At 70.7% G+C, this 15,123-nt stretch carries 14 protein-coding genes; 5 read left to right on the forward strand and 9 right to left on the reverse strand.

The window, feature by feature from the left end; translation table 11 throughout:
• The first annotated feature begins 9 nt into the window (after positions 1-9).
• The gene (locus CRP56_RS39445) at positions 10-633 is read left to right on the forward strand and encodes a hypothetical protein (RefSeq protein ID WP_097272407.1); all 624 of its coding nucleotides are present in this window, start codon (positions 10-12) and stop codon (positions 631-633) included.
• 12 nt (positions 634-645) lie between these two features.
• Here CRP56_RS39445 and CRP56_RS39450 read toward each other — a convergent pair whose 3' ends face one another.
• The 4 genes from CRP56_RS39450 to CRP56_RS39465 all read right to left on the reverse strand — a co-directional run bounded on the left by CRP56_RS39450 (position 646) and on the right by CRP56_RS39465 (position 6,996).
• Positions 646-1,650 (reverse strand): ArsR/SmtB family transcription factor, encoded by a 1,005-nt coding sequence (locus CRP56_RS39450; RefSeq protein ID WP_097272409.1) that lies wholly within the window; start codon positions 1,648-1,650, stop codon positions 646-648.
• 129 nt (positions 1,651-1,779) lie between these two features.
• On the reverse strand, positions 1,780-2,208 hold the full coding sequence (locus CRP56_RS39455; protein WP_097272411.1) for a hypothetical protein: 429 nt from the start codon (positions 2,206-2,208) through the stop codon (positions 1,780-1,782).
• A 32-nt stretch (positions 2,209-2,240) separates the two neighbouring features.
• On the reverse strand, positions 2,241-3,137 hold the full coding sequence (locus tag CRP56_RS39460) for a hypothetical protein (RefSeq protein WP_143664974.1): 897 nt from the start codon (positions 3,135-3,137) through the stop codon (positions 2,241-2,243).
• A 205-nt stretch (positions 3,138-3,342) separates the two neighbouring features.
• Positions 3,343-6,996 carry an nSTAND1 domain-containing NTPase gene (locus tag CRP56_RS39465; RefSeq protein WP_097274933.1) on the reverse strand — a complete coding sequence of 1,218 codons (3,654 nt, stop codon included), beginning with the start codon at positions 6,994-6,996 and terminating at the stop codon, positions 3,343-3,345.
• 203 nt (positions 6,997-7,199) lie between these two features.
• On the opposite strand from CRP56_RS39465, the gene CRP56_RS39470 reads away from it, so the two are divergent.
• Positions 7,200-8,459 carry an acyltransferase family protein gene (locus CRP56_RS39470; RefSeq protein WP_097272415.1) on the forward strand — a complete coding sequence of 420 codons (1,260 nt, stop codon included), beginning with the start codon at positions 7,200-7,202 and terminating at the stop codon, positions 8,457-8,459.
• A 20-nt stretch (positions 8,460-8,479) separates the two neighbouring features.
• On the opposite strand, the gene CRP56_RS39475 is transcribed toward CRP56_RS39470, so the two are convergent.
• Positions 8,480-9,142, reverse strand: a complete 663-nt coding sequence (locus tag CRP56_RS39475) for a glyoxalase (RefSeq protein WP_097274935.1) — start codon at positions 9,140-9,142, stop codon at positions 8,480-8,482.
• A gap of 123 nt (positions 9,143-9,265) precedes the next feature.
• On the opposite strand from CRP56_RS39475, the gene CRP56_RS39480 reads away from it, so the two are divergent.
• A complete protein-coding gene (locus tag CRP56_RS39480; RefSeq protein ID WP_257041569.1) occupies positions 9,266-9,988 on the forward strand; it encodes a DUF4097 family beta strand repeat-containing protein in 723 nt (240 codons plus the stop codon).
• Positions 9,989-10,092: 104 nt separating this feature from the next.
• Positions 10,093-11,997 (forward strand): molecular chaperone HtpG, encoded by a 1,905-nt coding sequence (gene htpG / locus CRP56_RS39485; protein WP_097272419.1) that lies wholly within the window; start codon positions 10,093-10,095, stop codon positions 11,995-11,997.
• A gap of 49 nt (positions 11,998-12,046) precedes the next feature.
• On the opposite strand, the gene CRP56_RS39490 is transcribed toward htpG, so the two are convergent.
• Together CRP56_RS39490 and CRP56_RS39495 are read right to left on the reverse strand one after the other, a co-directional pair.
• Positions 12,047-12,943, reverse strand: coding sequence for a PhzF family phenazine biosynthesis protein (locus CRP56_RS39490; RefSeq protein WP_257041570.1), 897 nt, complete (start codon positions 12,941-12,943; stop codon positions 12,047-12,049).
• Complete coding sequence (locus tag CRP56_RS39495; protein ID WP_097272423.1) at positions 12,940-13,269, reverse strand: EthD family reductase; 330 nt, start codon at positions 13,267-13,269, stop codon at positions 12,940-12,942. Before CRP56_RS39495 ends, CRP56_RS39490 begins: the two co-directional genes overlap by 4 nt.
• A 168-nt stretch (positions 13,270-13,437) precedes the next feature.
• Here CRP56_RS39495 and CRP56_RS39500 point away from each other — a divergent pair, with 168 nt between their 5' ends.
• Positions 13,438-13,734 carry a winged helix-turn-helix transcriptional regulator gene (locus CRP56_RS39500; RefSeq protein WP_097272425.1) on the forward strand — a complete coding sequence of 99 codons (297 nt, stop codon included), beginning with the start codon at positions 13,438-13,440 and terminating at the stop codon, positions 13,732-13,734.
• On the opposite strand, the gene CRP56_RS47805 is transcribed toward CRP56_RS39500, so the two are convergent.
• Positions 13,713-14,219: a hypothetical protein gene (locus CRP56_RS47805; RefSeq protein ID WP_179850904.1), complete on the reverse strand. Its 507-nt coding sequence runs from the start codon at positions 14,217-14,219 to the stop codon at positions 13,713-13,715. The two genes, CRP56_RS39500 and CRP56_RS47805, sit on opposite strands and share 22 nt — an antisense overlap.
• 98 nt (positions 14,220-14,317) lie before the next feature.
• Positions 14,318-15,091, reverse strand: a complete 774-nt coding sequence (locus tag CRP56_RS39510) for a sulfite exporter TauE/SafE family protein (protein WP_179851230.1) — start codon at positions 15,089-15,091, stop codon at positions 14,318-14,320.
• Positions 15,092-15,123 lie beyond the last annotated feature (32 nt).

Consider the following 15,123-nt stretch of genomic DNA (forward strand, 5'->3'; position numbering starts at 1 on the left):
GGAACCCACATGCAGACGAGAGACACGGACACACCGGGCGGCAGAGGCCTGCCCCGGCGGACCCTGCTGCTCACCGGACTCGCGGGGGCGGTGGCGGCCGGCATCTCCCTGCCGACGGCCGCTCCCGCTTCGGCCGCGGCCCGAACCACCAGCACCAACGGATGGCCGCTCACCACCACCGGCATCAGCACCCTGCCGGTCCCGGGCACCCCGGCCTCCGTCGCCCTGCTGGAGGGCGACGCTTCCACGGTGCTCCTGCACGTCATCCGCCGCTTCCACTACGAGGTCGAGGAGGTGACCCGGCACGAACTCGCCGGGCACCGCCCCGCGGCGGGGCTGACGGGACACACCACCAACTACGCCTCCGGCACGGCCGTCGAGATACGCCCGGCCGCCTACCCGCCGGCCGCGACCGGCGTGCTGTTCGCCCACCAGCTGGCCGTGGTGCGCGACATCCTCAAGGAGTGCGGGGGAGTGGTGGCCTGGGGCGGCCACCTGCGCCGACCGCACGCGGCACACTTCCAGATCGCCGTACGCCCCGGTGATCCCCGCCTCCGCGGCCTCGCCCAGCGGATCCAGGGCTGGACCCAGGCTCCGGGGCAGGGCGCGGGGGTGCTCACCCTGGGCGCCTGACCAGGGCAGCCTTCATCCGGACGGGACCGGTGGAATGCCGCGGCGGCCGTCCACCAGCGCCTCCCCCAGCGGGGTCGCGCTGTGGTGGACGGCCGGTCCGCGGCGCCGGGTGACGATCAGTCCGGAGTCACGCAGCGCGGCGGTGTGCTGGGACACCGAGGCGGGGGAGACGACGAGCCGCTGGGCGAGCTCCCCGGTCGACCCGCCGCCCGCGATGAGCGCGGCGAGCAGATCGGCGCGGGTCCGGCCCAGGAGGGTGCGCAGGGCCTCCCGCGGGTCGCCGGGCGGCTCGGCGCCCGGCTGCGCCCAGCCCAGGTCATGGGCGATCGGGTGGACGATCACCGGAGGCAGACCGGGGTCGCGCAGGGTGATCGGAGCGCGCCAGCAGAAGAACGACGGCAGCAGGAGCAGACCCCGCCCGTCGAGGTGGATGTCGCGGTCGCAGGCGCTGGTCATGGTGAGCCGGCCGGACCGCCAGCGCAGGTCCGGGTGCAGGGTGGCCAGCATGCCCTCGACGCCCCCGTCCGTCACGGCCCGCATCCGCAGCGCACGGTCCCGGTCGAAGGCCGTGCGCACCCGGGTCCAGTGCGGCCGCAGGGCGACGGCGAAGTAGTCGCGCAGGGTCCGGTCGAGGCGGCGCAGGGTGCCCAGGTCCCCCTCGGCCAGGGAACGGAGCCAGGTGCCGGGACGCTGGGCGGCGACCAGCCCTCCGACGTCCCGGCGCAGCACCCGCCTCGGGGTGGACAGAACGGCGTCGAGTCCCGACTCCACCCCGTCCCCGCCGGGGGCCGGGGTGAGGAAATCGGCCGAGTAGCCCCGGGGCGGGGCGAGGTCGAAGAGCATGGGGACGGCGGCGGGGAGCCGCGACCGCACCTGTCTCTTCCACGGGCCGAAGACGACCGCCCCGTCGTCGCCCCTGACCAGATGCAGGCTGAGCAGCAGCTCCCACATCGGATCCGGTCGGCTCGCCACCCGTACGCGTGCGATGTCCGCGCTCGTGAAATGGAACGTCAGCATGTCATCCCCCGAATTGCGAGGCAGGCCTTGGTCAGGGGCCTGGAATTGGTTCCGCAGTACTAGGAGCCTCATGCTGGGACGAGGGTTGTGGGAGTGGCCGATACCGGTTGGAGAATGGCGGGTTTCCCCTCAGGGCAGGTTCGTCCACCGATGCGAGGAGATGTTGTCGTTGAGCCATTCCCCTGACCCGGGGCCGGTGTTCGCGTCGAAGGTCCACTCGCGAAGGTCGCTGAGTCCTACGCCGTTGTAGACGCCCCGACGTGCACCGGTGTAATTCAGGCCCCAGTACACCCAGACGTCGTCCAGGTTGCCCGGATAGCCGTTGTTCCAGAGCGAACTCACCTGGTTGCGGCAGCTGCCCCAGTCCGGGGCCTCCCCCGACCAGTCGTCGCACCAACCCGAGTAGCCCCTGTTGTAGTAGACGTGAAGAAGGCCGTCGGCGGCCGGGCGCGCTGAGGGCACGGGAGCGGGTTCGGATGCCTGTGCGGTGAGCGGTGTGCCTGTCACCGTCACGGCGGCGAGAGCTGCGCCGATCAGAGTGTTGCGTACTGTTCTCATGTTCTTTCCTCTCGTTGCGGATTTCTTCGGGTTCATGAGGATGTGCCGGCCTTCCGGGTGAGTTCGCGGGCACGCGCGAGTGCGTTCAGTTGCAGTTCCCGGTAGGTGCGCACGGCCGACTGGTATTGCCGCTCAAGGCGTTGGGCGTACCGCAGGTCCAAGTCCCGTGCGGTCTTGGCCAAGCCCGAGGTGTGGGCGCACTGTGCCTCGGTGACGGCGAGTGAGATCTCCTCGCTCCGGGAAAGCGGAGGCCTGCGCGAACCGGTCTCCGTTCGCAGGTCAACAGGGCTCGTGTAGGGGTGGCCGGCTGCCCGCATACACACGGCCCAGGGCTTCACCGCCTCGGCGAACCGCCGATCCGCGATGACCTTTCCCTGGCGGATCGCCGTGAGTGCGTCGACGGTGACTTTCGCCTGGAACCAGTCGTGCAGATTGCCGTAGAGCGTCGCGTCGGCCTCCGACTGGCAGCCCTCGGGACTGCGTTGGTACACCATGCCGTCGGGGGTCTTGGCCGTCACCGTCAGGGGGCGGGAACCGTTGGCCGCCGTCAGAGCAGCCACCCGCTGTTTGGACGGAAGACCGCGGAAATAAAGCTGGTTGGCGTCTGTTCTCTTCATCTCGGACAGTTCGTGCTGTATGTCCGTGCCGTAGCCGTGTTTCCGGGCCCACGCCACGTCGTTGAGTACGTAGGGAAACTCCCGAGCGTCCGGAACCGGGTTCTCCTTGACCGGCTGGTATGCGAAGCCCTTCCGCTCCATGCAGTCACGCAGCAAGATCTCACCGGCGTCATGGAGAAGGCTCAACTCCTGCCGCGAGGGCTCACGCGGTTCTTTTCCAGCCACGGCAGTCGAGGAGGACGGCGAGGAATCGGTGAATGTGTGAATGCCGCCTGCCACGGCGGCCAAGGCCACGGACACGACACCGGCCATGGCGAAAGGCCGATTTGCGCCGGGAGTTCGCCGAAATGCCGCCACTCTTGCCCCCTTTCATCGCATACCGGTAGGTCGCCCGTTCCGGCAGGAAAATATCGCTCTGGTAGCGCCAGCAGATACTCGCGTGACAGGGCGGCGACCGGCAATGAATTCGATGAGGATGGAAACGACGAAGTGTCAGACACTCGGCGATGCCGTCCAGTTACTCAGCCTTGCGGGGGCAGCCGGTCTCGGCCTGGCAGATGGTGCGGATCGCTTCGTCCGGGTCGGGTAGGTCGATGCTCCACAGCTCGGCGGTGCTGCCGTCGGCGACGGCGAGCGTACGTCCGTCGGGGCTGAATTCCAGGGCTGTCGGCGTGCGGGCGGGCAGTGTGGCGCGGGGTTGGAGGGTGGCGAGGTCCCACAACTGGACTCCGCGGGCGCTGCCGGTGGCCAGGGTGCGTCCGTCCGGGCTGAAGGCGAGTGAAGACACCTCGGCACTGACACGGAAGGTGCCCTGGAGTCGTCCGGTGCGGGTGTCCCAGGTCCTGACGGTTCCGTTGCCGGTGCTCGCCGTGGCCAGGGTGTGTCCGTCGGGGCCGAACGTGAGGGTCAGTGGAGCTGTGGTGCCCGGGTCGATGGTGCGCCGGGGGCGCCCGGTCACGGCGTCGTGCAGGGTGATCTGTTCGCCGGTCGGTGTGATGCGTACGACGGCGAGGGTGCGGCTGTCGGGGGCGAAGGCGACCGCTCGGACGGGCTCGTCGTGGTCGGTGCGGGCGATGCGGAGGGCCCCGGTCGCAAGGTGCCAGATCCGCACCGATCCGTCCTGGCCGACGAGCGCGAGACGTGTGCCGTCGGGACTGAAGACGGCTCTGTCGAGGGCGCCTTGGACCCGGCTGTGGCGCAGGCGGCCGGTTGCGACGTCCCTGACTTCGATCCGTTGGTCGCGGAGGGAGGCGCGAAGCGTCCGGGCGGCCAGGCCCTGGCCGGTCGGGCCGAGCGTCACAGCGGCGGGGCGGGGCATCACGTGCGGCGGGCCCGACCCGTGCGGTGCCGGGTCGGTGTCGAGCTTCAGGGCGGATCGGGGGTGGCCGGTACGGGCGTTCCAGAGCTGGACGACCCCGCGGCCCGGCGGACCCGGGCGCACGGTGGCCAGCGTGCGCCCGTCCCGGCTGAAGGCCAGGTCGCTGAGAGAAGTGCCGGTGAGGATGGTCCGCGGACGGTCGGCGGGCAGACGGTGGACTCGGACGGTGGGGTCGAGGTTGCTGCTGGTGATCAGGGTCCGGCCGTCCGTGCCGAGGGCCACCGTCATGACCCCGCGGCCATGACGGCCCGCGGTGACGGTGGATCGCAGGGTGCCGGTGACGGTGTCCCACAGGCTCACGGTGTCGCCGATGCCCGGGACGGCGAGGGTGCGGCCGTCGGGGGAGAAGGCCACGCGGCTCGACGTGGCGGGGCGGACGTCGAGCGTGTGCCGGACCTTGTCGGAGGCCACGTCCCGTAGCTGTAGGGTCCCGTCGGCGCCGACATGCGCGTAGGTCCGGCCGTCAGGACTGAAGACCGCCGTGTACGCGTAGGGGTTCACGTGGTGATCGCCGGTGGTGCGGGTCCGGCCGGTGGTCGGGTCCCACACCCGCGTGCGTCCGTCGACGGTGACCGCCACGAGGGTGCGTCCGCCTGGGCCGAAGGCGGCCGTCTCCAGGTCGGGCAGGCCGGTGAAGTGATGGCGGGTACGGCCGGTGGCGACGTCCCAGATCCGTACGCCCGTACGAGAGGCGGCTGCCAGGCTGCGGCCGTCGGCACTGAAGTCGACCGCGCGCACCGGACTGTCGGGTACGGCGAAGGCGGCGACCTTCCGGCCCGTTTCCGCATCCCACAGCACGAGTTGACCTGTCGTGCCCTCCGCTGTCGTGGCGAGGGTGTGTCCATCGGGGCTGAACGCCGCGACGGACGTGATGCGATGGCCGGTGAGCGTACGCAGGAGCCTGCCCTCGGGCAGCTTCCATATCCGTACGGTGCCGTCCGTGCTCTGCGTGGCGAGGGTGCGTCCGTCCGGGCTGAGGGCGAGGGACTGCACGGGTGCCGTGCCGGCGGTCAGCCGCTGGGGCAGCGGTAGCGCGGCGGCGGCGTACAGGGCGGCGGTGGCTTCGCGGCTCGGGCTGGTGCGGTAGGCGTGGACGGCGAGCAGTGCGGCGAGGTCGGGTTCGGTGTCCAGCAGGGCGCGGGACTGGGCGGCCAACTGCCGCGACTGGGCCAGCTGTTGGGCGTTGACGGCGTTGTGCCACTGTCTGACCGCGAGGCCGGCGGCGAGGAGGGCGAGGCACAGGGCGGTGGTGACGGCGCCGAGCACCAGCCGATGGCGGCGACGACCCTTGCGTGCATGGGCGCGGCTGGCGTCGAGGAAGGCACGCTCCAAGTCGGTCAACTCCCCGTGCGGCGCGGCGCCGAGGGCCTCCCGGGCGAGGGCGAGCCGACTGCCTCGGTACAAGGCGCCCGGGTCGCGGTCCAGTTCCAGCCAGGCGTGGGCCGCCTCGGTGAGGCTCCGGTGCACGCGCAACCGTTCGCGGGCCTCCTCGATCCAGCCGCGCAACCGGGGCCAGGCCGTGATCAGGGCCTCGTGGGCCAGCTCGACCCTCTCGCCGTCCAGCGTGAGCAGCCGGGCCGCGGCCAGCGCCTCCAGCACCTCGGTGCTGTCGCCCGCTTCGGTGCCGCGCAGTTCGCCGCGGTCAACCGGACGGCGGGTGTCGGGCGTGCCGTCGCCCGGGGCGATCAGACGCAGCAGGATCCGGCGGCAGGCCGCCGCCTGGTCGGCGGTGAAACCGTCGTACAACTGCTCGGCGCTCTGAGCGATCGCGCCGTCCAGGCATCCGGCCGCCTCGTAGCCCGCCAGCGTGAGGGTCTTGCCACGCCGTCGGCGCCAGGTCTCCAGCAGAGCGTGGGACAGCAGCGGCAGCCCGCCCGGCGCGTCGGCGACGTCCTTGACCAGCCGGGCGGTCAGGGCGCGTTCCACCTTCAGCCCGGCGTGCGTGGCCGGCTTGACGACGGCGTGCCGCAGTTCGGCGGGGGTCATCGCGCCGACCAGCAGGTTGGCGTCGCGCAGTGCGTCGGCCAGGCCGCGGTGCTCGGCGCAGCGGCCGTAGAAGTCGCCCCGGACCGCCAGCAGCACCCGCATGCGGCGCTCGGGACGGCGGGCGCTGAGCAGCAGGTCGATGAAGCGGGCGCGCTCCGCCGGATCGTGGCAGAGGGTGAAGACCTCCTCGAACTGGTCGACGATGACGAACGTGTCTGCTTCCGGGCTGTCGGCCGGGGTGAGCAGGGGTGCGTGGGTGCGGGCGGGGCGTTCGCCCGGCGTCAGGATCCGGATCGCGGCGGGAGGCGGGTCCGGCAGGGCGGGGTGTCGCAGGGCGGGTATCAGGCCGGCCCGCAGCAGGGAGGACTTGCCGCTGCCGGACGGGCCGAACAGCGCGGCGACACGGCGTCGGCGCATCAGGTCGACCAGGTCGGCCGTGAGCTGGTCCCGGCCGAAGAACAGATGGCTGTCACCGGGCTCGAACCGGGTCAGGCCGCGGTACGGCGCAACGGCCCCGTCCTCCTCAGGGGCGCCGTCGACGCACTCCCGCATGGCCTGCTGCCACCGGGCTTCCCATCGGGCGGCATCACCGGCACAGGCCCGCACATAGGCCAGCACCACCGGCAGCGTCGGCAACTGCTCGCCCGCCGCCGCCTGCGACAGCGTCGTCATGGAATAGCCCGCGCGCGAGGCCAGCGCCCGGTATGTGATCCCGCCCGCCTCCGCCCGCAGCCGACGTAACTCGAACGCGAACCGCTGCACCGGACCCGCCGCCGGGTCCACCGGTACCTCACGACGCCCCGCCACCCCGTCCACCCCCTCGCACGGCACTCTCTACGAGGACATATACGGCCCGTCATTGTTCGATCGCCAAAACGGTGATGCCGAACAACGCCCCGGCGACTGGACTCGTTGACGTGCGTGGCGCCCCGCGCCCGGAACGGACGGCACTCGTCCGCACCTCATCCGCACTCCGACCCACACGTCACCGAAGAGGACGCTGCCCCGGCATGGAATCACCGCCCCCCGCCCCCGCTTCACCAGCACCCCCACCGTCCGCCCCGGAAACATCGCCGAGACCCGCCGTCGCGACCGCGGGGCCGTCGAGACTGGGCTGGCTGGACGCGTTGCGCGGCCTCGCCGCACTCGTCGTGGTCCTCGACCACGCGTCGTACACGTTCATGGCGGACTTCCGGCGGGAGCTGATGCCGCAGTTCAACACCAGCCGCTACGGCATCATGGTGTTCTTCCTGGTCAGCGGCTACATCATCCCCGCGTCGCTGGAACGCCGGGGCTGCGTCCGCACGTTCTGGACCGGACGGTTCTTCCGCATGTACCCGATGTGGGCGGCAGCCGTCACGGCGTTCCTCGCCATGAACCTCCTGGGACTGGCCCGGCTGCCTGACCTCGGCGGGCACAGCGCCGCCACGGTGGCCGTCGCCCACGTCACCATGCTCCAGGAGCTGCTGGGCACACCGAGCCTCCTGCTCACCCTGTGGACCCTCTCGTACGAGATGGCGTTCTATCTCCTGGTCGTAGCGCTCTTCACGATCCGCCGGCACCGGCAATCCGCCGCCCTCGCCGTCACGTTGGCCGTGCTCGCCGCCCTGAGCGTGGCGACGCAGACGGTGCTGCGGCCCTCCGCGCTGTCCGGCACCTTCGGCAGCGGCCCGTCGGCCGCCGTCGCCGCGATCGCCATGGCGGTCGCCGTCTGCTGCGCAAGCGCCGGCTCACCCGTGCTGCGAAGGTTCGGGGGAGTGCTGGGCGGCGTGCTGGCGCTCGTCCTGGTCGTGCTCAACGGCACGGTCCCGACCTGGGAAGGCCTGGTGATCCTCGCCGTGATGTTCCTCGGTACGGCGGTCTACCGAGCCGAGAAGCGGCAGATCAGCCAACGGCTCGCGGTCGGCTCCGCGGTCGTCGTCATCGCCTGTGCCGTGGGCTGCGCGTACCGGTTCGGCGACGGTGACCACTTCACCCGACGCGGCTGGATCGCGGCCTTCGTACTCGCCGTCCTCACCTTCGGCGCCGCACTGGCACTGCGCCACCGGCGCATCCCCCGCCCGCTCACCGCGCTGGGAACCATCAGCTACTCCGTCTATCTGGTGCATCCGGTGCTGCTGGCAGTGATCGACCACACCCTCGGCCGCCAGCACCGGGACAGGCCGGCACTGTTGGCGGCGTTCTTCCTCGTACTACTGCCGCTGTGCGCTCTGACCCACCGCTGCATCGAAGCGCCGAGCCAGGCCTGGGGACGGCGGCCGCTCGCATGAGCAGCTCGGCGTGCTCGCTGTCACCGCGTTTCCCCAGCCGGCGGTGCGGCCTCCCACACGAAGCCGTCCAGGTCGGTGAAGCCGTCTGTGGCGCCGCCGAGGACGATGCGATGGGCGCCGGTGCCGTCGGCCGGGACACCGAGGTCCTTGGCCAGGGCCGCGCGCTTGTACAGCGCCAGCTTCACGGGGCTGTTCGCGGCGGGGGCGAACTCGACGTACTTGCCGCCGAAGCTCTTGGCCACGCTCAGGCCCTGACCGACGTAGCACTGCTTGGTGGCCTTCACGTCCTCGACGCCGAGGAGGAGGACCACCTCGTCGACCGTGCGGGTGTCGGGGCCGGTGTTCTTCTTCGCCGAGGTCGCGATCTTCCAGATCGTGCCGTCCGGCGCCTGGACGACACCGCCATAGCCCCAGAACGACTTCGAGGCGGGCTTCAGCACGAGGGCGCCCGCCTCCACGGCGGCACCGACGAAACCGTCGACGGTGGACGGCTGGGAGACGGTGAGCGCGACCGTGAAGCCGCGGAACCCGGTGGACGGGGCCTGGGACGCCTGGAGGCGTACGTATTCGTCCACGCCGAACGCGTGGTAGAAGGCGCGGGCGGCGGCCAGGTCGTTCACCTCCAGGGTGACGGACGTGAGAGAGATGCCGGCTGCGGTGGAAGTCTTGGTTGCCATGACCATCACGCTAGAACCGGCATGGGGCCCGAGGCTTCTCCGATCCTGACCGGTCCTGACAGACGCCGCCATGGCCGCGTCGATGCGGGGCAACCGTTGTGCATGAAGCTGATGTCCCAACGGCACCTCATGCCTGCGACGTTGCTGCTGCTGGCGTTACCGTTCGCGGGCTCCTGCGACAACGGCGACACCGGCACCTCCCGAGCCGACAACGCACTGCGTGCGGCCGCGTCCGGGGACGAAGTGCTGATCAGCACCGACAACGGACTGCGGCTGCGCCCGGCCGACGGCGACCGGATCACCGTGGACGACCGGATCGACGGGCACTGGTCCCACCACGGGGACCGCTGGACTCTGGATCTGGACTGCGCCGACCATGACGGCCACGGCTGTCCACGCATGCCGTACGTCAAGATCCCCGACGGTGCGAAGGTCACCGTCACCGCTCGCAACGCCGGCGTCGACGTGGTGGACGTCGCCGCCGCGCTGGACGTCACGACCGTCAACGGCGACGTGACGGTGACCCACTCCGGTCAGGAGCACGCCCCGCTGCGGCTGTCCACCCGCAACGGATCGGTGCGCGCGACGTCCCTCGAGGCCGGCCGACTGCACGCGAGCACCGTCAACGGCGATGTGGTGTTGCAGTGCGCTGCCGCGCCCTCTGGCGTGACCGCGAGGACCGTCAACGGCTCGGTCGATGTCACCGTTCCCCGCGATGCCCCGGCCTACCGTGTCGCGATGAGCACCGACAACGGGCGTACCGCGACCGATGTCCATGCCCCGGACGCTGACCGAAACCGCCTGATGACGTTGACTACGACCAACGGTGATGTCACGGCTCGCCAGGACTGAGGCGTGACTAAGCGTCAGTTTCACGTGAAACACCCTGACGTGGTGTTTTAAAGTGACTGTCGCTAGTTTTCCGCGACTCAGGGACCTGTGAGGGACACGCGATCATGTCCACCGAAACGTTTGAGTTTCAGGTAGAGGCCCGTCAGCTGCTCCAGCTGATGATCCATTCGGTCTACTCGAACAAGGACGTCTTCTTGCGGGAGCTCGTCTCCAACGCCTCGGACGCGCTCGACAAGCTGCGCCTTGCCGCCCTGCGCGACGACAGCCTCGGGGCGGACCTCTCCGACCTGCACATCGAGATCGACGTGGACCCGGAGGCCCGTACGCTCACCGTGCGGGACAACGGTATCGGGATGTCGTACGACGAGGTCGGCACGTTGATCGGCACCATCGCCAACTCCGGCACGGCCGCCCTCCTCAAGGAACTGGAGGAGGCCCAGGACGAGGCCGGCGCGGAGGGGCTGATCGGCCGGTTCGGCATCGGGTTCTACGCCGGATTCATGGTGGCCGACGAGATGACCCTGGTGACCCGGCGCCTCGGCGAGAGCGGCGGCACGCGCTGGTCGTCGCGTGGCGAGGGCACGTACTCGCTGGAGAAGGTCGAGGAGGCGCCGCAGGGCACGTCCGTGACGCTGCATCTCAAGCCCGCCGACCCCGAGAACCAGCTGCACGACTACACCTCGACCTGGAAGATCAGGGAGATCGTCAAGCGGTACTCGGACTTCATCACCTGGCCGATCCGTCTCGTCCCGCAGGCCGGCGCCGGCGAGGAGACGGCCGAGCCGGAGACGCTGAACTCGCGCAAGGCCCTGTGGGCGCGCTCGCGCGAAGAGGTCTCGGCGGACGAGTACCACGAGCTGTACAAGCACGTCAGCCACGACTGGCGCGACCCTCTGGAGACGATCCGGCTCCAGGCCGAGGGCACCTTCGAGTACCAGGCGCTGTTGTTCCTGCCGGCTCACGCCCCGCACGACCTGTTCACCCGGGACTTCCGGCGCGGTCTGCAGCTCTACGTCCGGCGCGTGCTGATCATGGACGACTGCGAGGCGCTGCTGCCGCCGTACCTCCGCTTCGTCAAGGGTGTCGTCGACGCGCAGGACCTGTCGCTCAACGTCTCCCGGGAGATCCTCCAGCAGGACCGCCACATCAGGATGATCCAGCGGCGGCTGACCAAGAAGGTCCTGTCGTCGGTCAAGGAGATGAAGGCCAACGACCCCGACAAGTACGCCACGTTCTGGCGTGAGTTCGGTGCCGTGCTCAAGGAGGGGCTGCTCGGCGACCCGGACAACCGCGACGCCCTTCTCGCGGTCGCGTCCTTCGCCAGCACCCATGAGGGGGACGAGCCGACGACGCTTCAGCAGTACGTGGAGCGGATGAAGGAGGGTCAGGAGCACATCTACTACCTGACCGGCGAGTCCCGGCAGAGCATCGAGAACTCCCCGCACATGGAGGTGTTCAAGGCCCGGGGCGTGGAGGTGCTGCTGCTGACCGACCCCGTCGACGAGGTGTGGGTCGATGCCGTGGGCGAGTTCGAGGGCAAGCAGCTGCGGTCCGTCGCGAAGGGCGAGATCGAGCTCGACGTCCAGGGCGACGAACAGCAGGACGGCGCACGTGAGGAGCAGGACGCGAGCTATGCCGGCCTGCTGGAGTGGATGAAGGAGCAGCTGGGGGAGGAGGTCAAGGACGTGCGGCTGTCGACCCGGCTGACCGTCTCACCGGCGTGTGTCGTCTCCGATGCCCATGACCTCACACCGGCGCTGGAGAACATGTACCGGGCGATGGGCCAGGAGGTGCCGGTCACCAAGCGGATTCTGGAACTCAACCCTGATCACGCGCTCGTCCGTGGCCTGCGGCAGGCCTACGCGGAGCAGGGGGAGGACCGGGCGGAGCTCGCCGAGACCGCCCAACTGCTGCACGGACTGGCCGTCCTCGCGGAGGGCGGACAGCCCAAGGAGCCTGCCCGGTTCGTCAAGCTGGTGTCGGAACGGTTGGAGCGCACGCTCCGCTGAAAACGGCTGGAGCGCGCGCTCCGCTGAAGAGGATGGTCTGGTCGTCGCCTCAGTGTCCGTCGCGGATCACCGCCAACCCGCCGACCCGGGTGGTGATGCCCGCCGGTCCGCGCCGGGCCGAGGCGAGCACACTGGCCGGTCGGCCGAGGGCGTCACCCTGCTCGACCTCGATCTCGACCGTCCGCGCCCCTGTCGTGTCGAGCAGGTGGGCGGCCAGACAGCCGGTGCTGTTGGCGTTGGCGACGTCCTCGTCGACACCGATCGCCGGCGCGAACATCCGCGCCGCACCCGGGCGGCCGTCCACCGGCGGTACGTACACGAAACAGCCGAGGAGCCCGTACCGCCGGCACGCCGCCGCCAGCCTGTCGAGGCGGGGGCGGATCCGGAGCAGCGCCGACCGGTCGTGGACCGGCACCAGCATGCGGGGGGCGCCGGGCGCGGCGATCCGTGGCGTGTCGGTCGGATGCGGATCGTCCGCGGTGAGTCCGAGCGCGGCGACGATCGCGTCGCGCTCGTCCGGTTCTGGGTGACGCAGCGCGACGAGGCCTTGGTCGAACCAGACCTCGATGCCGGCGGGTCGGCGGATCGCGGTGGTGTCGAACGTGCGCCCGCCGGTGAGTTGGCGGTCGTTCAGCTCGTCCAGCGAGGTGCGGGCCAGCCGGACGGCCTGCGCGGCGACGGTGCCGTGGCCGCAGCCGGACAGTTCGGCGGTGGCGGTGAAGAACCGGACCGGCCAGCCGCCGTCCGGCGCTCGCCGCGGGCCGAGGAACGCCGCGTGCGAGGTGCCGGCCGCAGCGGCGACCGTACGCCGGTCCGCGTCCGTCGCCGCCGGGTCGTCGTCGGTGACGGACGTGGGGCTGCCGCCCCGGCCGTCACGCCGTACGCACGCATCGACCACCGTCACATCCGGCCAGGACATCGGCCCGCCGTTGCCGGACTGTCTCAAGCGGTGCCGCCCTGCGCCGGGTAGTGGAGGACGACCGCGCCGCCGGTGGCGTAGTTGGCGACATCGGCGGCCACGCGCTGGCCGTACTCCGACGCCCGCGCGGCGGCCATGGCGGCGGCGTCGGCGAAGTCGGCTTCGAAGACCGCGAAGTAGGTCGTGTCGCCCTTGGTGGCCGACCCCGGGGAGACGGTCGTCACGTCGAAGCTGTAGCGCCAGGCAAGCGGGCCGGGCCAATTCTTGATCAGCGCCAGGTGCTTGGTCACGTAGTAGTCGCGGAAGTGCTCAGGGTCGTCGGGTTCGGGATACAGGACCACCAGCTTGTGCATGACGACCTCCGTCAAGTGACGTGGACATCGGCTCTCCCGCCGAGTCCGTTTCGAAATCAGAAACGCCGGGATGGATGCTAGTGTTTCGAATAACGAAACGCAAGGAGGGCCATGTCGACACCGCGCCCAGGGACACCGGTTCGTGGATCGACGACCGGCCATCCCCTCATGGCCGCGCTGGACCTGTTCGGCCGTCGGTGGGCGCTGCGCATCCTCTGGGAACTGCGTGCGGGGCCGCTCGGCGCCCGCGCGCTGCTGGCGCGGTGCGAAGGGCTGTCATCCAGCGTCCTCTACCAGCGGCTCCGCGAACTCGTATCGAGCGGCATCATCGCGCCCTCGGCCGACGGCTACGAGCTGACCCCGCTGGGGACGGCACTCCGTGACGCCCTCCGTCCGCTCGACGCATGGGCGAGTGTCTGGGCGAAGGAGCAAGAACGCGGCGATCAGCAGCCCACGGAGACGTGAGGGTCGTTCTTCGCTGGGCGGGGCGTGCCGTGGAAGACCTGGCTGGTGTGCCAGTCGCGGTGGGCGGTCGCGACCGGGCGGGTGCCCGGCTGCGGGCCGAGGAGCGGACGGCCCGCGAACGAGCACAGACATAGCTCGGCGACAACCTCGACCGGGCCGGACACGACGTCCTGCGCGCCGCCCGGACCGTCCTGGCCACTCCGGCCGGCGCCCGCCGCCTCGGCCCGCCCCTGTCCCGACCGCTCACCGGACAGGTCACCGGCTTCGCCCTCACCTGGGAAGGCCGGCGGCACGGCGCCCTGTGGATCTCCGGGGACACCGTCCTGTACGGCGGTGTGCGCTTCCCGATCACCGGACCGGTCCGTTACACCATGACCGCCGCCCAGGCCGTCCACCTGTGCCGCCTGCTGCGACCCCGCACCGCCATCCCCGTCCACTACGAGGGCCGGCACCACTTCCACGAGGGCCGCGACGCCATCGAGCACGAACTCGCCCGCGCGCCCGCAGACTTCCGCGACCGCTTCCGCCGGCTACCCACCGGAACCGCCACGGAATCACCACCTGATCCGGCGTCCCCACCCCCTCAGCGCACCACGAGCTGCACGACCGCGATGACGCCGACGACGACGATCACACCACGCAGGGCGGCGGGCGGGAGGCGCCGGCCGACCTTGGCGCCGATCTGTCCACCGAGGGCGGAGCCTACGGCGATCAGCAGAACTGCCGACCAGTCGAACTCCGCGACGAAGAGGAAGAAGCAGGCGGCGATGCCGTTGACGATGGCTCCGAGGACGTTCTTGACGGCGTTGACGCGTTGCAGGTCCTCGTCGAGGAGCAGGCCCATCAGGGAGAGGTACAGGACACCTTGAGCGGCGCCGAAGTAGCCGCCGTACGCGCTGGCGAGGAGCAGACCGACCAGGAGGACGGGGCCGCCGTGCGCATGACCGGTGGTGCCGTTGTTCTCCCGACGGCGCTGTACGGCTTTGGCGAGGCGCGGCTGGAGGAGTACGAGGACCAGCGCGGCGGCGATCAGCACGGGGACGATCGTGTCGAAGGACTCGGAGGGCAGGGCGAGCAGCAGGACGGCACCAGCGAGCCCGCCGACGGCGGCGGTGAGGCCGAGGACGAGTGTGCGGCGGCGCTGTCCGCGCAGTTCGGCGCGGTAGCCGATGGCGCCGCTGATGGAGCCGGGTACGAGGCCCAGGGCGTTGGAGACGTTGGCGGTGATCGGTGGCAGCCCGGTGGCGAGCAGGACCGGGAAGGTGATCAGGGTGCCGGAGCCGACGATGGTGTTGATCGTGCCGGCTCCCGTGCCGGCCGCGAGGACGGCCAGCGCTTCCCAGATGGACATGGCCATCTCCTTACCTGATCAGCGTGTCGCCTCCCCGC

It is taken from the genome of Streptomyces sp. TLI_55 (assembly GCF_900206255.1).
Lineage (GTDB): Bacteria > Actinomycetota > Actinomycetes > Streptomycetales > Streptomycetaceae > Streptomyces > Streptomyces aquilus.